This is a genomic window from Candidatus Kuenenia stuttgartiensis (genome assembly GCF_900232105.1).
In the GTDB taxonomy this organism is placed as follows: Bacteria; Planctomycetota; Brocadiia; order Brocadiales; family Brocadiaceae; genus Kuenenia; species Kuenenia stuttgartiensis_A.
In genome coordinates this window covers 3,581,918-3,604,203 of sequence record NZ_LT934425.1, presented here as the reverse complement: position 1 = coordinate 3,604,203, position 22,286 = coordinate 3,581,918, and the positions used below count along the sequence as shown (strand labels likewise).

Below are 22,286 nucleotides of genomic sequence, written 5' to 3'. Positions count from 1 at the left end.
ACCTTAGTTAATTAATGAATAAAAAAATCCGGTTGCAGACATTGACACTTTGGGATTTTCCTTCCCAGCACTATCTTCGTGAACAGGAACACGCCCAGAACTACAAGGGAGCCACTCCTTCTTATATCATCTGGAACCTATTGCAGCGATATACACGACCAGGAGATGTTGTAATTGACCCCATGTGCGGCGCAGGCACAACCCTAGATGTTGCTAAGGAGCTAAACCGTGAGGCATTAGGGTTTGATCTGAATCCAACACGCAAAGATATTAAACAGGCAGACGCACGGAAAATCCCCATAGAAAAGGCAACAGCAGATTTTGTTTTTATCGATCCTCCCTATTCAACCCACATCACTTATTCAGGAAAAGAAAACTGTATTGGAGAATTAGAGGCCACTTCCGGGGAATATTACACAGCATTGGAACAGGTAATCCGGGAAATACACCGCATACTCAAGCCCCGCCGCTATATGGCGCTTTTGGTATCCGATTCGGCAAAAAAAGGGAAACCGTTTCTTCCGATAGGGTTCAATCTGTTCAGCATTCTGAGCGATTATTTCCTGCCGGTGGATATTATTGCCGTAACACGCCACAATGCAAAACTTCTCAGGAATCACTGGCACAGCGCAGCAGTTGAAGGAAACTATTTCCTTAGAGGCTTTGGTTATCTTTTTATAATGTACAAAATGGGCAAGGGAGAGACTCCCGGGAAGTGGCTCGACCGCAGAGCTTCCAAGGAAACCCAAAAACAGCTTGACTCATTTACGATCAAAAAGAAAAACCAGGCAGGTTTTTGTAATCAACCACAGTAATATTCACTAGCAAGGCTAAACGATGAGCTACGTATAAGGATTTTTAAGACAACACCCCTTTCCCCCCTTTGCAGTATCCCAAACTGGCTTTAATACAAACACAATAAAGAGAGTTCCCAATCCGCCGGAAAACCAGTTCATCACTATATCCCTCATATCAAAGCATCTCATCGGCAAAATTGCCTGAATAAACTCATCAATTGCGCCTACCAAACATACCAAAATGGTTGTATACACATAGATTAATTTATTTTGAACGTCTATTCTTAACGCCCAGAACAGAATACCGCTTAAAATCCCGTAAAATAGCAGATGGAATCTCTCCGCACCATTCACACACATATACTTCAACAAAACAAGGCATGCCAGAGATATCACAAAAAATGCCGCATAAACAGAAACATTCCTTGCCTTTTTCCGGTAAACTAAAAAGAAAAGGGAATACACTCCCGCGATACTTACGAATATCCCGCTCAAATAGTTTACTTTTTCTCCCAGCAGTCGCAGTGCAAACCTCCAAATCGCAGGAGCAAACGGCAGGAAGGCATAGAGGGCAATGATATATGCAACAGTAATTATCCATCGCCATTTTCGTGATACATTTTCTGCTAATTCCGTCAGATGTTTAATGGTGGTGCTCTCAAGATTAAGTAAGTGGTGATAAGTACTAAGATAATTTAGCGCTAAGCCCCTGCGCCATTTTTATTTCTAAATCATGATTCACCGTCCATGCCGTGCGGTGTGTTACCGCATCTATCAAAGTGCTTGCGGAAGGGAGACCGGTCCCGCTCTTTTTCAGTCCCCCAAACGGCAAATGTACCTCCGCGCCTATTGTAGGTAAATTAACATACCCAAGTCCGTATTCACAGTCATCCCTTATCCGCCTCGCCTTTCGAAAATCTTCCGTAATTACTGCACAGGAAAGACCATATTCTGTATCATTATACACATTAATAGCCTCATCAATACTTTCCACAGGGATAATCGCCACATGAGGCCCAAAGACCTCCTCATGGAGAACACGGCTCTTTGGATTATTTTTCATTCGATATACAAAAGGAGACATAAAGTACCCCTTATCATATCCCCCGCCAGTAAGCCTGGAGCCGTCAAGCAATACCTCCGCCCCCTCATTCTTTGCAAAATCGTTATATCGTAAAATTTTTTCTGTTGCTGCTTGATTTATAACTGGTCCCATAAATACCTCTTCGTCAAGAGGGTTGCCGATTTTAATCCGTTTGGCGAGTTCAACAAATCTCTTTTCAAATTCTTCAAGCATATTCACATGTAAAATCAACCTGCCTGCGGAAGTACATCTCTGCCCTGAAGTTTTAAAGGCGCTGAGAATAGAGGCATTCACCGCTATCTCCATATTGGCGCCATCGAGAACTATTATCGCATTTTTCCCCCCCATCTCGCAGGCGCACATTTTGTTATAGGATTCAGCAGCAATCTTCTTTATCCCTTCACCAACTTCACATGAACCGGTAAACAATATTACCTGTGTATCGGAATGTCTTACCAACGCATCTCCACAACCTCCATGTATTACATTAATTACTCCGGGAGGAAATCCTGCAGCATGCACATATTCTGCAATTTTATTAGCGACGCAAGGCGTCTCCCGGGACGGTTTTAACACAACGGTATTCCCCTCCACTACAGAGGGACAAATCAGCCATAGTGGAATCGCAAAGGGAAAATTCCATGGCGTAATTGCGGCAACAACACCTTTTGGCCTCCGTCGCATGAAGGAGTCTTTTTCTACAATCTCCGAATCAATAATATCGCCATGCGGCATCCTTGTTGTGCCAAATATATATTGAACCATATGAATGCCTTCCGTTACATCCGCACGCCCTTCCGCAATCCCTTTCCCGCATTCTTTCGATACCAACTGAGAGATGGCTTCTCTGTCTTTTTTCAGCAACTGCGCCAATTCATCAAGATATTCGCCGCGTCTTATCCGTGAAATTTTTCTCCATGTATCATAAGCGGTCTTTGCCGCCAGCACCGCATTATTGACGTCATCTGCAGAAGAAAGGGGAAATGTCCCTAGCACCTCATCACAATACGCCGGATTTCTGCTTTCAAACACTTCAGATGAAGCACTATCAACAAATGCGCCATTGATGTAGTTTTTACCCTTCATAATGCAATTCCCCCCTCAAATAAAATAGTAAGAAACATCCCCATTGAACATAACGGTAATAAGTAAATTTATGTAACACTTTAGTTTTTTGAAAAATGTACTACCTATAAGCTCCGTAGGAGCAGCCTGTTTGTAGCAAAATAGGATATTATAACAGATCGTAGAGACAGGTTTGAAACCTGTCTCTGCAATTATGAGCAACCTGTCTCTTGTAAATCCATATAAACAGGTCTACCTGAATACGGACAGGCCGCTCCTACGGAGCTATTTACCTTATTGAATTTTATTGCGCTACAAACAGACCGCCACTAACAGGGCTACATGGTATTTTTTCTATCCCGGGAATTTTTCAAAAAACTAAAGTGTTACAAATTTATTGTTATTTTCTGCTTCTGCGGTAACATAATCTTTTTGTCTGTATTCTGCGCCTAGCATCCATTTTATATCACATTGATAAATACGAGTCAATTTCACTTTGCCCGGCGGTATATTTGATTTCGATAAAAAGCAACCAATTTTGCAAATTGAAAAAAAACAGTAACACATTCCCTTTGCTTATAACCACTCGTATGAAATAACTGCTCCCGATTAATAGTTGGGAGCAATTGACTCATTTGGCGAAAGAGTCACATAAAAAAAGTATTTAAAATCGCATCATACTGTGTTATCATTCATTTTCGTAGCGTTTACGCCATGTTTTTCAGAAAGAAACACTGGCATGAAAAGATACCTCAATACAAGAACATCAACAAAACACCTAGAATTTGACTACATTAATAATAGATAAAATAAAAGAATTAAAGAAAAAAAGAAATGCAATAATACTTGCGCACAACTATCAAAGGGGTGAAGTACAGGATATTGCGGATTACGCCGGGGATTCCCTGGGATTATCACAACAGGCCGCCAAAACTGAGGCGGAAATGATTGTTTTCTGCGGGGTACATTTCATGGCAGAAACCGCATCAATTCTTTGTCCCGGCAAATTGGTGCTTTTGCCTGATGAAAATGCAGGCTGCCCGATGGCAAATATGATTACCCGGAAGGAACTTATTCTGAAAAAAAAGGAGTATCCCGGTGCAAAAGTTGTTTGCTATGTAAACAGTACCGCCGCAGTAAAAGCAGAGAGCGATATCTGTTGCACGTCATCTAATGCAATAAAAATCGTATCTTCATTTCCCAAAGAACAGGAAATACTGTTTGTTCCGGATAAGAGTCTGGGCGGGTATGTATCAAAACAGCTCAACCGTCCCATGATTCTTTGGGAGGGCTACTGCCCAACACACCACAGGATACTGGCGGAACATATTGTAAAAGCAAAAAAGGAACATCCTCAGGCAAAAATCGTGGTGCATCCTGAATGCACACCTGATGTTATTGAGCTGGCTGACCATGTTGCAAGTACGACTGGAATCGCAAAATATTGCAGGGAATCCAGTGCAGGCAAATTTATAATCGGAACCGAGATCGGTCTTTTACATCGCCTAAAGAAAGAGAACCCGCAAAAATCATTTTTCGCAGTTACACCGCTTTCCGATTGTCCCAATATGAAGCTCATTAACCTGGAAAAGGTATTGTGGGCTTTGGAAGACCTTGTATATGAAGTCAAGGTCGCTGAGGATATCGCGCAAAAGGCACATTCCGCTATCCAGAAAATGCTGGATTTATCGTAAATTTTCAGTGGAATATATTCAAATACACCTTGCTGAAATTAAAAATTTGATCACAGTTGAGTAGTATGGATACGAAAGAAAAACTTAATAAATTAAGAAACTATGCAGAGGCATTGGAAAGTGTTGTTGTTGCTTTTTCAGGAGGAGTGGACAGCTCGCTTGTCGCGAAAGTTTGTTTTGATGTTTTAGGCGGAAAAGCTATGGCAGTCACTGCCCGTTCAGAAACATATCCCGCCTTTGAATATGAAGAGGCGACAAAAATAGCAAAGGAGATTGGTATCTCCCATATGACCATCCATACCAGCGAACTTAATATTAAGGGCTTTGCGGAAAATCCCACGAACCGGTGCTATTTTTGCAAATCGGAATTATTTGGAAAACTGAAAGACATTGCAAGGGCACAAGGATTCAAGAATGTTGTGGATGGCGCCAATTTTGACGATACAAGTGAACACAGGCCCGGGCTTGAAGCTGCAAAGGAACTCAGCGTACGCAGCCCTTTAAAAGACCTCGGATTCAGGAAGTCCGACATACGCGAAATATCAAAATACCTCCTTCTCTCAAACTGGGATAAACCGTCATACGCCTGCATGTCATCCCGCTTCCCATATGGAGAAGCCATTACTGAAGACAAATTAGTTCTCGTTGCCGCCGCAGAAGATTATTTGCGAAGCATTGGGCTGCGACAATTTCGCGTCAGGCATCACGATACCATAGCAAGAATTGAGATACTGCCGGAAGATTTTCTCAAATTATTACAAAACGGCAAAAGAACTGAATTAATCAATACATTCAAGGAAATAGGTTACAAATACGTCACTCTCGATGTAGAAGGATACCGTAGCGGCAGTATGAATGAGGTGCTTAAACAATAAGTACATACTTTTCGATTATCCTTCACAATGGTATTTATAGCCAAACAAATATGATTTTAGAGATTTGGCGATAAAATGGCTTTCTAAAAAACAGATTTATTTGACTAGGCATATTATCAAACACACCCCTAAATCCCCTCTTGATAGAGGGGACTTCTTATCTCCCCTCTAAAAAGAGGGGCCGGGGGTGTGTAAATTTTTCGAAAACCTTATTTGTTTGACTATATTATAGAAATATGTTTCAAATAATGTAACTATTCAGCGTAAACATTACACGGCTCCCGGCGGGTTCACTCATTAGAAGGCTTTTGTCAAGGACAAAATATCTCCGGTCGCAAAAATATCTACATTTTCACGTTTTGAATACCCCTCCAAGTACGGAATCGCTCTTACTGCTGTTTACGAAAATGACTATACCGTTCACGTTTATCTACGCCCGTGGTATTTCGCAATTGTTTTGGTATCGTTCTCATCCGCACCATTCACCCATCGGGATCAAGGCTTTGTGAAAGACTTTCTCACCGCCCCTGACTTATCTTCTGTCCCAGAAAACCATCGGTTCCATACCAGTGTCCAATCGTTATTCACAGAATATTCGGCTCTACGGCCAAAACCTCACGGCTCATGGTATGGGCAGATCAGAATGGAATATTCTTTTTCGCCGATTCCTTTACCGGCACAACTCATAATAAAAGGTGGAACAACTTCCAATCAGGTTTCATGGATTGGTTACCTAACCCGCAACCGGTTCCTTGCACCACCTAATCTGCTTGCTACCCAAACATTTTTTTCTCGTCGTAGTTTACTTGCTCCTTTATTATGTAATAACATGCCCTGGCCAGCTTATTGCTCAAGGCTTTCGTTGCCAGAACTACATGGCTCTTTGACGCCTTCCTCTGATGCCATTTCCTTCCCTTTTCGCAAAATCTTACGTGAAAATGCGCTGCCTCCACATACGCCCACGCAAGGTATTTATTCCCGTTCTTACGGTTTCCTTTCCCTTTGCTCTTACCATTCGATAATTTTTTTGCCGATACGCATCTGCAATAAGATGAATACATCCCCACATCACTAAATCGCTCTATGTTCCCAGTCTCCAGCATTATCGTCATTGCCAGGATTTCGCCTATCCCAGGCACCTTGAGCAATTTCTTATACGGCTTCTTTAGCTTCACCTCCTTTAATACCGCTTTCTCTATCTTGTATATCTGCTTATTTAATACCTCTATTACCTCGTGATCGCACTGTGCTGACATGGTCAAATGCACGTCGCTGAACATCCCCATTACCTCTTCGTTACTCAGCTTCTTTATCGTATCACCGCTTATCGGTACTCCTTTGTTACGGTTTACCATCGTTTGCATACTCAATATATGCGCTGTCCTTTGTTGTACCAACATCATCCGCTTCCTCAGTAAATCCCTCACTGACCGCGTCTCTTTGGGATAAATATATCCCTCTGGTAATATCTTTAACCGTAACATCTTTGCCAACCAAAACGAATCCCTCGTGTCGTCAATGTACTTTAATCCCTCATACTGCTGCATTGCCGATGTATTTGCCAGGTGTACCTGATAGCCTGCCTCCATCAGACCATCCACTATCCAGTACCAGTTAAAGGTCGATTCTACTACTATACCCTTTATTTCTTTTTTGTATGGCTCTAATACGCGCTTTATTTCATTGATGTCATTACGGTTTCTCCTCTTGAATACCTTCCGATCCTCCTCATCGAGTATTCCAATATAATTATTATCACCATGTAAATCTATTCCTACGAAATATCCCATTGCTCGCTCCCTCCTTACTTTGTTATTATTTAACAATCGCCTTTCACGGTATCCTCCATTTTACCATGAAGAGTGCGCTCGGAGGTGCCTTCTATATGATTATCAGGTTTGCAAACATGAACCCGCCGGGGTTTACGCTTAATAGTTACAAAACTTTTTGGTATACCTTTCAACAATAGGCATATCTGAAAGTCCATTCATGGGAATATATTTGTTATTTTTACAAACGATTCCATTCATCAACGGTAATTTCACTACCTATTATTTCTTCCGCTTCCCTTATCATCATACGAAGTTGAGGCACTGAATACTCATCATTAGACGGAATAGTGAGACAGTATTGTTGATAGACAATAAACTTGTGTCTGGTTCCAGAAAAAGGACCGTCAAAACCGAGTTTTCGTAAACGGCGAATAAAATCTCTCCGTTTACAGGGCGTCCATCGGCTCACGGGTTGGCTCCTTATTCAAATCGATACCTCTAATCACTGGTAAAGTATGGCCAAATTTCAACCCAACCAAAATCCAATCTTCAAGTGTTGAACGTAATTCGTCCTCACACTGGTGCAATGTAGTACCAAACGCCACAACCCCTTTACAAACAGGAATACGGCCTGAAAATGTACTATCTTCAAGCTTGTCGTAAAGGGCTTGTGCCATAGCTTGTTCCACATACTCACTGAGAATATACCTCGTTCCTTGCATTCTATACCTCCTGTTTGAATAATGCCAAAGATTAATTCGCATCTTTTTGTCTGCGTAATCTGCGAAATCTGTGGTTCCGCCTTGCTAGATTTTATCGGATGAACGTCTGAAACTCATTTTTCGCATTTTATTTTCTTTTCGTCTTTTTCATCACAATCTAAATGTTTTTTTCTTCTCATGCTTCAAGGGTTACTGTCTGTTTTGATTAATTCGTCTTTTAACCCTTTAAGTTTTGGCTCGTCCGCAGAATCTGTGGGTAATAAGTAAGGATTAGTAAGAGAAAAGGTGCATTGCCATCCCAAAGGGAGTAAGATGTTTTTTATCAAGAAAGCATCTTAACCCAAAAGGAGAGGCAATGCAGATAAAGACATTATTAAATACGGTAGAGAATTTCAAGTCATTTGTTTACAAAGCAGTCAGTTTCGAGGTCATAAATGGTAGAAAGGCATTAGTAGCAGATATAAAGCCGAGGGTAAATGCCAAGCCTGAATGTTCAGTATGTGGGAAGAGAGTGTCTGGGTATGATACACAGCCGTCCCGGTTATACGAGTATCCGCCATTATGGGGGTTTCAAGTATTTTTCCGATATTCCCCGCGACGCGCCGCCTGTCCAGTGGACGGAATCCATGTAGAGCGAATTCCCTGGTCAGAAGGTAAGGAGCAGATGACCACCACATACAAGGTATTCCTGTCTCGATGGGCTAAACGCCTGAGTTGGAAAGAGACAGCCGAGATATTCAAGTCCAGTTGGGACAGTGTGTATAGGGCAGTGCAGTTTGTAGTTGCCTACGGCCTTGCCCACAGGGACTTGGAGAATATAACGGAAATAGGAATAGACGAGATACAAGTCTGGAGTGGCCACAAGTATTTAACCCTTGTATATCAGCTTGATTCGCATGCCAAAAGGCTTTTATGGAGTGGCCCTGAGCGGAAGGCAAAGACCCTGCGGAAGTTTTTCATGGAGTTAGGTATAGAACGTTGTCTGAGAATCAAATTCGTTTGCAGCGATATGTGGTCGCCGTACCTGAAGGTGATAGCGAAGAAGGCTTCCCAGGCGCTTAATATTCTTGACCGTTTCCACATCATGAAGAAATTCAATGAAGCCATAGACCAGATACGGAGGGAAGAGGTCAAAAAGCTCAAGGATGAAGGCACAGACAATGTTTTGGAAAAGAGCCGTTGGTTACTGTTGAAAAGGCCTGAGAACTTGACAGAAAAGCAAACGGTACGGTTAAGCCAGATAGTTAAGATCAACCTGAGTTCAATAAAGGCATATTTAATGCGTGAAGATTTTCAGCGTTTTTGGGAGTATAAGTATCCGGCGTATGCAGACAGGTTTCTCGAGAACTGGATTACGAGAACCCTAAAAACCAACCTGGAACCTATGAAAAAAGTGGCAAAGATGTTGCGCAATCACAAGCAGCTCATTCTCAACTGGTTCAAGGCTGATGGCAGACTTTCTTCCGGTACGGTTGAGGGGTTTAACCTTAAGGCGAAACTGACTATGAGAAAGGCTTATGGTTATAAATCTCTGGAATGCCTGCAAACAGCCTTGTATCATACTCTTGGTAATTTGCCGGAACCAATACTTACCCACAGATTCTGCGGATGAGGCTAAGTTTTAACCTAACGTGTTCATTGGGATTCCCTTATATTGATAATTATTGTGTAGAATAGGTAGCTAAAAGGTACCGTAGCGGCAGTATGAATGAGGTGCTTAAACAGTAAAGTGCAGACTTCTTTATTCGCTTTAGCGGAACGGTCTGTTTTTCTCTTCTTTTAAATCAGTATTAATCTTTAATCCTTTTGCCATAATTTTTCCAGGCCAAGCTTTTCCAGACCAAGTTTTCCTTTTAACTTATCCAATCCCTTTTCGAGTTCTTCCTTTCCATAATAATTCATCATCGCATTGAGTACATAACTTGTATCCAACAATGGTTTTGGATTACTCATCGTCCCGGTAACGGTAACGGGCAAGACAATATTCCCCTTTTCATTGAGAAGCGCCTTTAAAGGTTTAGCTTTTTTGGTCAACTTTTCTGAATGTTCAGAAGACAATATAACTTTGCCGCTTAAATCAAGTTTCCCGGTATCAAAATTGATATCCCCCTTTAGCTTTGCGTCTGAACCTGGAACATCAGGGGTATAAATATTTTCCAGATAACACTTTTTTAAATCAAGCATATCATTTAAAAGAGAAAATTCACCGTCGAGAGAATCAAATCGTGTTACATCATATTTTTCCAACACATCTTTCTTTTCCCCTGCATATTTGTAAACTTCTTTTATCCCCAAAAGAGAATCTATTATCGTTTCCATTAAATTTACGTTTTCGATCTCTCCTTGTAACAAACGAAACGATCCATTAGCATTCGTTACCATTTTATCGTTTTTCCCCAGAGAACCGCCCATGTCAAACGATCCGGAAAAAACTCCTTTCATCATACCGCGGTATTGAGTAAAAGCATCAACAACGCCATCTATCCTTACTGCATTTATTATAGGGCTTGCATCCCACTGCATGCTTTTGGAGTCATAGTTTCCTGTAAGTGAAATATCTCCCTCAAAGGTACGCATTTGAAAGCTCTGTATTTTCAAAATATCATCCTGGAAACTATATTTCCCCTTCGCTTCTTCAAAATTAATATCCAATATAGTTCCATTTCCCATTTCAAGCCCCCCGTCTGCTGTGATATTGTCCGCCAGCTTCTTTGCCAATAGTTCAAAACGAATCGATTCGGCAACATCTTTACGTTGTTTCGTATTTTCATCTTCTTTCTTATCAGAAGATGCGGGGAATTTAAACAAAAGTTTAGGGGATGAAACGTGTAGATTCACGAATGCGTCATCAAAATTACCTTTCATATAATTCTTAATACTAACCGAACCCTCCGGCTCATATTCTTTCAACAAAGGAACAATTGCATCCCATCCCTTCAACGAAAATTCATTCGCGGTACTCACCAAATCAAAACGAGGGTTTACCATATCTTCTATCGAACCAGAACTATTAAGGGATGCATTTTGCAAATTAACTGCAAAAGCCTCCAGTTGAATGATATCTGCAATTTTATTTGCTTTTAGAGATATTTGAAATGGGATATTTTTTTGCTTCTTAAATACCTCTCCATAGAGTATTTCCGCTCTCGTCATATCCGTATGCCCGGATATTTGCATAGCATCCTTACTTCCGCTTGAAGTTATCTCCATGTTTAAAGGTCCTGTGAATCGAAAATCTTGCGGCAACGCTTCTTTAAAGACAGGGTATAGTGCTAACGCTTCGTCAAGTGCATTCATTTTTGCCATGAGGGTTACATCCCATTGCGGATCTGTTTTTATATTTTCTATAGTGCCCGTCAATGAAACATTGTTATCATTCAACGCCAAATCCAATTGCTGAAAACCGATATCCCCTTTTCTGTCATCATATTTGATCTTTTCTTTCAGTGTAATATTTACGTTTTGTATTTTTTCATCAGAGTCTTTTATGGACATTACAAGTTTTTCGCCCTGAATCACAGACTCTAAATCCAATCCTGAATGAACAGAGCCCTTTATATTTGCCGTCATGTATAAGATTCCTTCAAGGGGGGATAGCATTAAACCATCGGGAATATAGGGGACAAATTTGTGGAGAAATACATTTTGGACGGAAACGTGAATGTCCATAGCAAGACCCACAAGATCCATATTATCTCCTACTGGTCCGACCATGCCCTTTATAAGAAGATTTTGCTCTGTTGTCCCCTGTAAACCGGCTGATGCATATATCCGTATCGGTTTATACAAAGACACATTTTTTAATTCTATATTTAATGAATCAAAAACCATCGTCACCGGTGCATCAGGAACAAAATTATCCAAAAAATGTATTTGCCCACTGTGTAAGGTGAATTGGGAAACCATTAATCCTGCCAGAAAAATGTTGTGTTCGCTATCAGGTTTTTTTTCACTCCCTGATTTTTTTTCTTTTCTCTTTTCATCCTTTGCCTGCGGCTTTTCGTCTTCTTCGGCATCACTTGCCATATCAGAAAAATTAAACACCCCATTTGAATTCCGAACCAGGCGCACAACAGGTTCATCCATGATCAACTTTTTGATTTGTATCTTTTTCTTTAATAACGGAAACAACGCCACCTTTATGCGAAGACTCTGCAAAGACAGAAAATCTTCACTTCCAAATTCCGGATTGTCCGCAATACGCAGTCCATTGATTTCTACCCCCAAGCCGCTTATTAGGGTAAGTTTAACATCAGCAAAATCAAACTCCCGATTCAGATATGGCTTTGCAAGTGTAATTATCCTGTCTTTATACTTATTTAGGTCAATTACAAAGGGCGCTGCAATCACTGCTATTAAAAGAAAAACAAAAACAGATGAAAGTATGATTATTATTTTCCGCATTATAAATATTCTCCCGCGTAATACCGCGTTAAGATATACCCCTGTCCGGCGGGAAGCCAGGTTATGTTCGGGGCTGTGTTATGTAATGCTATGTTTCCAGACAGATGCCGCCCCCGACTAAATGCTTCTTGCCATTTGGACATAAAATTTAACATCTTGGAGCTTCATAAAACAAAACATATGTTATTCCCAAAAAATTAAACTGCTTGGGTAAAGGCCAGGGCGGGAGCAGGGGGTTGAATTTAGCGAGTAGGGCGCACCCTACATTTCACTCAAAACGTTATTTGGAAAACTACATTCGGTTACAACTGATACACAACGCATTTTTTAATAGTGTCGGATTTTTGGCATTTCTGTGCGCTTTTCAGTAAATTTGCAGCAAACGTCAAAGGTGTGTAGCAAGAAAACCACAAAGCGCACATTACTGCCTCTCTATGATTTTAAAGGTGTGAATTGATCTTGGACAGAAAGTAAAAAAAGCAAGCAGCGTCTTTTCCCGGTTTTATTGATAAATCTTTACTTTATTACGGCAAAATACAAATACCTTTTTTTCGTAATAATTTGGTTCTTTGAAAAAATAGGGGCGAAGCATTTGCCGTAAATTGTCATGAAGGTGTTAATACCCAAACGGACAAATGCTTCGCCCCTACAATGTGCGGCAAACATCGCTATTATTGTAATTTTATAAAAAACTAAATTATTACTTTTTTTTCTATTTTTCGTAAATTTTCTCTTACGTCTTTCGCGTTCAAAATCTTTCTGGAACCTGCCATGCCTCATTATTACGTTTTCTAATCAAAAACACCTCTGCACAATTCAATTCCGAAACTAACAGAATAAATTATTCCTATATAAAAATTTACTATACATTCAACATATTGTTGTTCCTGAAAGCTTCATCCAGACAAAAGGGCCGGCATCGTTAAACGCCTTCTGATTACTTGTACCTGCCTACCCTTCTTCCCTTCGTACCCATTCTTCCATGATTTGCTCTCTTACTCTTCCAGCCTAATCTTTGTCTTCTTCTATCCCGCATTTTTATTATCCTTTTTCAAAATAAAACTAACTATTTTTTTCCTGCTTTGCAGTATCATTCTCGATGTCTATTTTTTTCTTTGACTGTGGCGACTTGCTGCTGACATCTTCCACGTCGTCTTCAACTCCCTTTACCCCTTTTTTAAACTCGACAATTCCCTTCCCCAAGGATTTCATTACCTCCGGAAGTCTTTTCCCAAAAATAAGAATTGCCACAATCAGGATAATAATCCACTCCCAACCACCTGGCATACCAAACATATCAATAACTCCTTCTATAAAAATTTAACGTCAGTAAAATATACTACCAGACTATTAGAAATCAATATATTTATTTTCAAAATTATTTTAAAAATATCGTTTATTAAACATTTTATCATATAAACACATTTCACATTTTCTTGTTCATTTCCGTAATGGCCTTAATTCCCGAAGTGCGCTAACCAAAAAAGAGATATCTTCAGCCATATCTACCTGAAAAGCCATTTGTTTGTTCAGAATCGGGTGGAAAAATTCAATTCTGTGTGCATGAAGCGCCTGTCTTTCAATTATTGACCCTTCGTCAGGAGCCCTTTCCTTACCAAGCAAATCCGAGCGAAAACAAGCATTGTATTTACTGTACATTTCATCTGCAACAACCGGATGCCCTATTGCCTGCATATGAACACGAATTTGATGTGTTCTCCCCGTCTTTGGCATTATCTTCACCAACGTATAGCCTCGAAAACGCTCGATTACCTCGTAAACTGAAGTTGCGTTTTTTCCCGTATCCCTTCTTACCGCCATCTTTTGTCTGTCAACTCTATGCCGTCCTATCGGCATATTTATTTCATTGGAATCAAATGCCACCTCGCCCTCTACAACTGCAAAATATTCCTTTTTCACAAGTCTTTTCTCAAACTGCATTGCAATGTGGGAGTGTACAGCATCGCTTTTTATCACAAGCATTACCCCGCTTGTATCTCTATCCAACCGGTGAACGATACCCGCTTTCAGGGGTCCGTTAATCTGAGAGAGATTTTGGCAATAAAAAGTAACTGCATTCACAAGAGTACCGGAAGGATGCCCTCCTGCAGGGTGTACTACCATATCATATGGTTTGTTAATCAACATTAAATAATCATCTTCGTAGATGATATTCAGAGGGATGTCTTCCGGTGTAATTTTGGTCTCTTCCGGCACAGGAACGGTAGCGGAAATCACGTCGCCTTTTTTTATGAAATAACTGCTTTTGACGACGTTTCCATTTACAACAATTGCACCCTCTTTTACTAGTTTTTGTATATACGTCCTCGAAAGGTCAGGAAAGCGGGAAGAAATAAATCTGTCTATTCTTTTACTTTCACCTACCCTCTTTATTTCCAATGTTACTTCTTTAACGTGTGCCTGGCTTTCCTGCAACATTATATTTATTTGATTACCGATAAACGGTACCGCGAAAGAGACGCCCAAATACTATCCGGTTCTGCCTCCACTGCCTTGTTGTAATTGAGAATGGCATTCTCCTTTTGACCTAATTTATCGTAGCAACGGCCTGCGTCCCACCCCTGTTGCGCTAAAAGAAAAACCTTATTCGATAGCAGGTTGTCATTAAATTGATTACAGGCTTCCTCTAAAAGTCCTTTTTCTTCATATGCATATCCCAGCGATTGTTTCGCAAGGAAAGCAATGGGATGGCCGCTGTATCTTTGCAAAAAATCATTATAAGCACGAATCGCTTCATCATAGTTTTTCAACTCATAATAAACATTGCCCTTCTGAAATAATATCCATGGCGTTGTGCCGGAAGACGCCAAAGCCTCCTCGATGTATTCGAATGATTCAATGGCATTGTTCAATGCCTCGTTTTTATCTTTTTCGGTTTTCCCTGCCTGAGCAGCCATTGCAAGATCGCTATTGATTCTCCACATACTCTGCCATGCGGTTTCATCTTTTCTGGACTTTGCTTTAACGAAAGTTACCGTCACTGCTGCAATAGAAATAACAACCGCAACGCCTATACCAATGAAAATTTTATATTTATTTAACACCCCAAGTATGTCAGATTTTGTATCAGTCATTTTTCTTTCTCTTTTATAAATCAATTAAAGTTTCTGCTTCTCTAAAAATATTTTCAATATCATCATCGTCCAAACCTGCTGCACGAATAATCAATTCAGCATACGCACGGTCCAACAAATCACCCGGCGCATGAGAATCTGAACCGATAACAAGCTTTGCCCCTACCTTTTTTGCCATTTTGGCGACGTGGCCATTTGCGTATGCATGGCCTTTCCTGCCGGATATTTCAAGCCTTACCCCCTTCTCTTTCGCCAAACGAGCATCATCAACGGAAATAAGCCCGGGATGCGTCAAAATATCAGCGCCAGCCTCTATCGCCGCCCTGTTTGTGCCCGGAATAACGGGTTCCGTAATTGTCTCCCCATGAACCAAAACAATGCACGCACCCAACTCTCTGGCTCTCTGAACCATTAATTTTATATGTTCCAGCCTGACATGCGTTAATTCAGCCCCTACGCACACCTTCATCCTGGTAGTAGATGCTATTTCCTGACATGCTTTTAATACATTGGGTATTACAATATCAATATTGGAGTAATCTGCATGATCGGTAATGGCCAGGCCCCGGAAACCTTTTACCTCGCAACGGCGGATAAGCTCGGAAGGCAAGAGTACACCATCGGAAAATAGCGTATGTGTGTGCAAATCAATCATAAGTATTTTTAATGCGCCCGAGACGATTCGAACGTCCGACCTACGGTTTAGGAAACCGTTGCTCTATCCTTCTGAGCTACGGGCGCATTAGTATAAAAGTCACTTTTTAACAATATATTACAGTATTTCTTAATATTCATTAATTGAAATATTTTATGCAATTTCTTCCGGCATGTTGCCACTTTTTGCATGCATTTGTTATCAATAATTATTTCCAGGCCGCTACAAAATTTCAATCGCGGTTATATTAACAAAATACCCATGGAATTTGAAACTGAAAAATAATGTGGTAAAAAAATATATCAAATATCTTGGTATAAATTTTACTGCATGACATCAAAAATAACACGAAAAAAACGATTTTGAAGGGTTTTAAACAATACAAAAAAGAACAGAAGGTATACCTTTTTATTCCCCTTATTTCACCGGAGAATATCATGTTATAACCAAAAACAAGACTTCTGGGTGCGTATGAGGATTCGATGCTTCGATTCTTCAAGAAAGGGGAAAACCGCCGGGACGTTCCATTATATACCGACTCAATCGTCAATCGAAAGGAGGTCATTCTTTCTTGCGCTGGAAAATGCCGCGAATGGCATCGGTTGCCCCTTTGCCGACGTCGCCGGCCCCTTCGAGGATGCCTTTACCCACACCTGTACCATGCTGAAACAGTTCGGTTCCCACTCCCAGCACGCCCTTGCCAATGTCGTTAATCATATCCAGCGGCAGCAGACCTTTACCCTGTTCCATTACACTCCTGGCGATAGTCTCCAAAATAATGTCAGTCAATTTGGCCACATTAATATCTTCGTTGGTTCCGAGATTGGTAAGCGTCATAGGCGCAACACTCAGCCTAACAGTGTCGGACTGTCCACGTATCGGCAGCAGTTTGGCCTCGACGGTCACGCCATTGATCTGGAGTTCCTTGATGAGAAGATTTTTGCCGGGCTCGTCCGTGGCGTCGTCCTTGGGCAGATTATTGAGGATATGCCGAAGATTGTTGGTCAGTCCCTTTTGTTCGATGGTCAGGTAGACATCATCCAGTTGGATTTTTTTAACCTCCACCGTATCGCTCAAGAGGGTACGAATATTAACGGAAATATAGGTATTGCCAACCTTCAGCACATTGGGATGCTGATAGCCTTCCGGGTTATCGACGATGAGGTTTTTTAAATTCAACGTTCCACCGAAAATCGACAGCGATACATCATCAAGATGTACCCCAACCTGCATCGATCGTTCGGCGCCGGCCTCGATCCCCACCTTCAATGCGCGGTCGCCGAACAACTTGGTAAGCAGCGCAACAACCGCTATCAAAACAACCAGCACCACCAAAATCGATATTAGAATTTTTGGCCCCTTTTTCATTTTTTTCTCCCGTAAAATTAGTGTTTTTTTGCAGCAACGCCTCTTGAACTTCAACACCGGACAATTTAACCCTGCAGGTGTCTGCATATGCTTCCGTAACCTCCTAGCGGATAATACGAAATAGACCGGTGCATTATACACGGCGCCATTGTTCAGTTCAAACGAAACCTCACTTGAAAACTCAATCATCGCCAGCTTGTGCTGCAACTGGAGGGTCAGGGTAACTCTCCAGGATTGGTGTGCCTTTAATGTATATGGAATACAAAATTACTGTTGTCCAAAAGAAGGCTACTCAGGGCATGGGCTTCAGTATTTGTGGAATACAACCAGCAAAAGGAAGGGTTAATATCGATTGCAGAATTTAAGTAACGCCAGGTTTGTAGATTTGATAGGTATTTTTACCCTTTGCCTTGGAAAGGTACAGGGCAACATCTGCCTGTTTAAATAAGCTTTCTGAATCATTTGCGTAGAGGGGGAAGATGGTGATACCTATGCTGGCAGTAGTATGAAGTTCGTGCTTCTCAATAAGAAAGGGCAGGCGAAATGCCTCCAGAATTTTCTGCGCAAACAGAGCGGCATCTTCTGTCTGAGCAAGGTCTGGAATGACGATTATAAATTCATCACCACCCATACGGGCAATTGTATCTCCTTCCCGCAAACATTGCATCAACCGTTCTGCGACAGCCTTGAGTAATAAATCACCCATTTGATGCCCGAAGGAGTCGTTAATCATTTTAAACCCATCCAGATCAAGCATTATAATTGCAACCATGTTTTTACTGCGAATTGCATGTGCCATGGCCACTTTCAATCGGTCATAGAGGAGGTTACGGTTGGGTAATTTAGTAAGGGCATCATGATATGCCATGTGGCTGATGAGTTTTTCCGACTCAACACGTGCTATTGCATTTCCCAAAATCTCTGACATGATATTGAGCAGTGTCACATCATCTTCAGACCATTGGCCGGTAGACCTTACGTTGTCAAAACCAATAAATCCAAGTAGTTTTTTTTCTATATATATTGGCAGGACCAATATTGACTTAATAGACTGTCTCTCAAATTCAATTTTTTCTGCGATTGCTTCATCCGGCATTTCAGAAACATCCTCAACATGAACGACCTTACCTTCCTGTAAGTTTTTTATTAACCAGGGAAATGCAATAACAGGAATGTTCTGAAGGTTATTCATTTCAGCGGTAACCCCCGAATCACACCACTCATGAGTATTATCCATAATAGTGCCGTTGTCCCGGGACTTAAAGAGATATGCCCTTCCTGCCCTGCACAACCGTCCGGCATCTGCCAGGGAAGCGTTAACAGCGGCATCAAAATCAGAAAGGGTTATAAATCGCCTGGAGATCGCCGCAACTGTTTTTTCAAAATTTGTCCTGTGTCGGAGCATTTCTTCAGCCAGCTTCCGTTGGGTAATATCCAGAACAACTCCAATCAACCCGGCGAGTTTGCCTTCCCTATCATTGAAAACTGCTTTATGGAAAAGAACGTTATGCACTGAGCCTTTGCTGTGTTTCACTACGGTTTCGTAAACCTGACTTCCCCTCCTATTAAACAATGCAGTATCGGCTTCGTGATAGCGATCTGCAAGCTCCGTGGGAGCAACATCATAGACGGTCTTGCCAATAATTTCTGCTTCCCGCATTCCTAAAAAATCCTCAAATGCGCTGTTGCAGCCGATATACTTACCATGTTCATCCTTATAAAATACCGGGGCTGGAATTGCATCCATAAGTGTCTGCAGGAACCGTTCTCTGTCCTTTAATGTTTCCCCAATCTCTTTATGCTCTGATACTTCTTTCTGAAGTTTCATTGTTTGCACAATTACGCTTTGTTCGTACACCTCCAGCAGTTGCTCCATGGCAACTATTTGATCCTTGAGCTTTTGAATTTCTGCGGTACGCACAAAAGCTTTTGCGGATTGAGCAAATACAGTATCTTCAAACGGCAGTACCGCTATTTTTACATTTGGCGCAAGGATTTTAAAAAGATCCGCCACTTTGTTAGTAATGGTACATTTCAGATACATAATGATCGCAAAGATATCACCCGAAGGAAACAGACCTCCAAATCCTATAACAGATTTTATCCCATAGGGAATAACAAATTCTTTCTGCGCAGGAATACAGGAGCTGCCAAGCGCCTCTGGTATGCAAAAGACGTTATACATTTTATCGTTTTTACTCAACAGAAACCGTGGGTCTGGCTTGATCACCATGTCTGTATCTAACCCCAACTGCGCAATAAGGTTTTTGATCATCGGAATCTGATCTACCATCTCTTCGCTTAAAAGCGGAATCGCCCTGTGCCCTTTTGAGGTTTTTCTGGAATTCCACGCCGGGTTTTCACCAACGGTCGCCAGGAGGGTCAGGCACTTCGTCTCCGGGAAAACAGTACTATTTCCTGACACATTTTTTGAAAAGTTTTGAAGTTCAGGGTCGAGCTTTGCAAATGTATGCGTTTTGAAAAAACGAACCAGCGAACATGCCTTATTGCCGCTCTGCCCATCAATCAAATTGACGTATAAATGATTAACAATGCTATTGGCAACTTCTTCCATGTTTTTTGCACCTTTGCCAATAGTGCGTACTACTTTACAACATTCCGTCATATCACGAATGGTAAAATTTGATACGTCATACATCGACGGTTTTTGGTTTTTTGAATTCACGGTCTTTCTCGCTTATAAATTATATTCCAGGTAACATATAGTCGGGCGACCACAAAGGGTCTCCTCTACGATATTACACTTCTGTGCCATGTACCATTCTTCACATTTTAGCCATACCCCTCACTTTTTCTGCGTAATTTTTCTTTTTTCCCTCAAAATCCCACGCTGTCAATTATCCTTGCAGTGAACAATCATATTTGATAACGTGCATATTATACTTGCCTTAACAAATTTCCCATTCCTTTTTCACCTTTTCTCATGAAAGGATTGAATTTCCACCAGGACAAAATAAATTGAAATTTGAAATAATCTACAAGGGGTGAGACCACCAAATATACTATCGAGGTAACTATTTATGGATAATGAGCTTACAATAAAAATTGCCGGTGAAGCAGGCCAGGGATTGCAAACTGTAGGAGGGGCATTATGTAATATGTTCAAAAATGCCGGGTTCTATATTTTTGCTGCCCAGGATTACATGTCAAGGATACGGGGGGGTAATAATTTTTATCAAATAAGAATCTCAGATAAACACCTCCATACACTACGCCAAAACTCCGACATCATGGTAGCCTTTGATAATAAAAGCGTTAATCTCCACAGAAAAGATATATCAAAAAACGGGGTAATTGTCCTCGATAAAAAGAGATTTAATATTACTGAAGAAGATAGCACATTTTTTGATATCCCTATGTACAACATAGCAAAGGAGGTTGGAGGGGACGAAATATTTGTTAATTCAGTTGCTTGTGGATTTTTGGCAGAAATGACCGGCGTGAACTTTAGCTACGTAGATAATGTATTAAGAACTGCATTCGCCGATAAGAAAAAGGATCTCATAGAAAAAAACAGAGAAACCGCTCATGCCGGATATGATTTTGCCAAAAATAATTTTAAACGGGATATCTTCAAAATAAAAAAAGGCAGTGCGAAAGACACCCTTTTAATGACCGCGAGTGATGCAATAGGATTAGGTGCAATTAAAGCAGGGTGTAAATTCTATTCTGCATACCCCATGACGCCTTCCACCGGCCTTGCAAACCTTATGGCACAATATGCAAAAAGATTTAACATGGTTGTCGAACAGGCAGAAGATGAGATTGCAGCAATAAACATGATAATCGGGGCATCCTTTGCAGGGGTGCGGTCAATGACTGGTACTTCCGGCGGGGGATTTGCCCTTATGGTAGAAGGCTTAAGCCTTGCCGGTATGACGGAAACCCCCATTGTAATTTATGAAGGGCAGAGACCAGGCCCCGCAACCGGTCTCCCCACACGAACAGAACAGGGAGACCTGGATTTTCTCATTTCTGCAGGTCATGGCGAATTTGCAAGGCTCATATTCTCGCCCGGTTCAATAGAAGAGGCATTTTACTTAACAATAAAAGCCTTTAATCTGGCAGAAAAATACCAGATACCTGTAATTATCATGTCAGACCAGCATTTAACAGACTCTTATAGAAATATCGAAATGTTTGATTTGGATAAAATAAAAGTACAAAGATATATTTTATCAAAGGAAGAGTCTAAAAATGTGAAAGATTATAAACGATATCAAATCACCGAATCAGGCATTTCTCCCAGGGCAATACCCTCATGGATAGAAGAGCCTGTCTATGCAGACAGTGATGAGCATACAGAAGAAGGGCACATAACCGAAGATGCGGGGATACGCACAATGATGGTTGAAAAAAGATTTTATAAAAAGATGGCAGGCCTTTCGAACGAAATAGAGAAACCCAAAGCGTTTGATGTAGAAGGCGCCGATTGTATTCTCATTGGTTTCGGTTCTACCTACGGTGTATTAAAAGAAACAAAGGAATCAATCGCTGATAAAAAAATAGGGTACATTCATCTGCCTCAAGTCTGGCCTTTCCCATCTGCCGATATGATTGAATTACTGAAGGGAGCGAAAAACACCGTTGTGGTAGAAAACAATGCCGGAGCCCAACTTGCAAGATTATTAAAACGGGAAACCGGGATTCAAGCCAATAGATCTATATTAAAATTTGATGGCAGACCTTTTAATTTAGACTTTCTTATCCAGCAAATCAGACAGGAGATATAAT

At 41.0% G+C, this 22,286-nt stretch carries 17 protein-coding genes and 1 tRNA gene; 5 read left to right on the top strand and 13 right to left on the bottom strand.

Features of this window, described 5'->3' with window-relative positions:
- The first annotated feature begins 14 nt into the window (after positions 1-14).
- Positions 15-815 (top strand): DNA methyltransferase, encoded by an 801-nt coding sequence (locus tag KSMBR1_RS16780; protein WP_099326349.1) that lies wholly within the window; start codon positions 15-17, stop codon positions 813-815.
- Between the two features lie 27 nt (positions 816-842).
- Here KSMBR1_RS16780 and KSMBR1_RS16775 read toward each other — a convergent pair whose 3' ends face one another.
- Both KSMBR1_RS16775 and KSMBR1_RS16770 read right to left on the bottom strand, forming a co-directional pair.
- Positions 843-1,292, bottom strand: a complete 450-nt coding sequence (locus tag KSMBR1_RS16775) for a VanZ family protein (protein WP_099326348.1) — start codon at positions 1,290-1,292, stop codon at positions 843-845.
- Positions 1,293-1,482: 190 nt separating this feature from the next.
- Positions 1,483-2,967 (bottom strand): aldehyde dehydrogenase family protein, encoded by a 1,485-nt coding sequence (locus tag KSMBR1_RS16770; RefSeq protein ID WP_099326347.1) that lies wholly within the window; start codon positions 2,965-2,967, stop codon positions 1,483-1,485.
- A 764-nt stretch (positions 2,968-3,731) separates the two neighbouring features.
- Between KSMBR1_RS16770 and nadA the strand changes: the two genes are divergently transcribed.
- Positions 3,732-4,640, top strand: coding sequence for a quinolinate synthase NadA (nadA, locus tag KSMBR1_RS16760; protein ID WP_099326345.1), 909 nt, complete (start codon positions 3,732-3,734; stop codon positions 4,638-4,640).
- A gap of 65 nt (positions 4,641-4,705) precedes the next feature.
- Positions 4,706-5,515: an ATP-dependent sacrificial sulfur transferase LarE gene (gene larE, locus KSMBR1_RS16755; protein ID WP_099326344.1), complete on the top strand. Its 810-nt coding sequence runs from the start codon at positions 4,706-4,708 to the stop codon at positions 5,513-5,515.
- Between the two features lie 773 nt (positions 5,516-6,288).
- On the opposite strand, the gene KSMBR1_RS16750 is transcribed toward larE, so the two are convergent.
- The 3 genes from KSMBR1_RS16750 to KSMBR1_RS16740 all read right to left on the bottom strand — a co-directional run bounded on the left by KSMBR1_RS16750 (position 6,289) and on the right by KSMBR1_RS16740 (position 8,009).
- Complete coding sequence (locus KSMBR1_RS16750; RefSeq protein WP_099323925.1) at positions 6,289-7,305, bottom strand: IS110 family RNA-guided transposase; 1,017 nt, start codon at positions 7,303-7,305, stop codon at positions 6,289-6,291.
- 220 nt (positions 7,306-7,525) lie between these two features.
- Positions 7,526-7,756, bottom strand: coding sequence for a type II toxin-antitoxin system HicA family toxin (locus KSMBR1_RS16745; RefSeq protein WP_169703175.1), 231 nt, complete (start codon positions 7,754-7,756; stop codon positions 7,526-7,528).
- Entirely contained in the window at positions 7,734-8,009 is a 276-nt protein-coding gene (locus KSMBR1_RS16740; RefSeq protein ID WP_099326343.1) for a hypothetical protein, read from the bottom strand. Before KSMBR1_RS16740 ends, KSMBR1_RS16745 begins: the two co-directional genes overlap by 23 nt.
- 355 nt (positions 8,010-8,364) lie before the next feature.
- Between KSMBR1_RS16740 and KSMBR1_RS16735 the strand changes: the two genes are divergently transcribed.
- Entirely contained in the window at positions 8,365-9,621 is a 1,257-nt protein-coding gene (locus KSMBR1_RS16735; RefSeq protein WP_099326342.1) for an ISL3 family transposase, read from the top strand.
- 185 nt (positions 9,622-9,806) lie between these two features.
- Here KSMBR1_RS16735 and KSMBR1_RS16730 read toward each other — a convergent pair whose 3' ends face one another.
- From KSMBR1_RS16730 to KSMBR1_RS16685, 8 genes are all read right to left on the bottom strand, one after another.
- The gene (locus KSMBR1_RS16730) at positions 9,807-12,413 is read right to left on the bottom strand and encodes an AsmA family protein (RefSeq protein WP_099326341.1); all 2,607 of its coding nucleotides are present in this window, start codon (positions 12,411-12,413) and stop codon (positions 9,807-9,809) included.
- Between the two features lie 1,062 nt (positions 12,414-13,475).
- On the bottom strand, positions 13,476-13,709 hold the full coding sequence (tatA, locus tag KSMBR1_RS16720) for a twin-arginine translocase TatA/TatE family subunit (protein ID WP_099326339.1): 234 nt from the start codon (positions 13,707-13,709) through the stop codon (positions 13,476-13,478).
- A 144-nt stretch (positions 13,710-13,853) separates the two neighbouring features.
- Positions 13,854-14,852, bottom strand: a complete 999-nt coding sequence (locus KSMBR1_RS16715) for an RluA family pseudouridine synthase (protein ID WP_099326338.1) — start codon at positions 14,850-14,852, stop codon at positions 13,854-13,856.
- A gap of 5 nt (positions 14,853-14,857) precedes the next feature.
- A complete protein-coding gene (locus tag KSMBR1_RS16710) occupies positions 14,858-15,508 on the bottom strand; it encodes a tetratricopeptide repeat protein (protein WP_157820680.1) in 651 nt (216 codons plus the stop codon).
- A 13-nt stretch (positions 15,509-15,521) separates the two neighbouring features.
- Positions 15,522-16,163, bottom strand: coding sequence for a histidinol phosphate phosphatase domain-containing protein (locus KSMBR1_RS16705; RefSeq protein WP_099326336.1), 642 nt, complete (start codon positions 16,161-16,163; stop codon positions 15,522-15,524).
- A 12-nt stretch (positions 16,164-16,175) separates the two neighbouring features.
- Positions 16,176-16,249 (bottom strand) — tRNA-Arg (locus KSMBR1_RS16700).
- Positions 16,250-16,724: 475 nt separating this feature from the next.
- A complete protein-coding gene (locus tag KSMBR1_RS16690) occupies positions 16,725-17,531 on the bottom strand; it encodes an AsmA family protein (RefSeq protein WP_157820679.1) in 807 nt (268 codons plus the stop codon).
- 361 nt (positions 17,532-17,892) lie between these two features.
- Positions 17,893-20,217, bottom strand: a complete 2,325-nt coding sequence (locus KSMBR1_RS16685; protein WP_157820678.1) for a sensor domain-containing diguanylate cyclase — start codon at positions 20,215-20,217, stop codon at positions 17,893-17,895.
- Between the two features lie 355 nt (positions 20,218-20,572).
- Here KSMBR1_RS16685 and KSMBR1_RS16680 point away from each other — a divergent pair, with 355 nt between their 5' ends.
- A complete protein-coding gene (locus tag KSMBR1_RS16680) occupies positions 20,573-22,285 on the top strand; it encodes a 2-oxoacid:acceptor oxidoreductase subunit alpha (protein ID WP_099326332.1) in 1,713 nt (570 codons plus the stop codon).
- The last annotated feature ends 1 nt before the right edge of the window (position 22,286 follow it).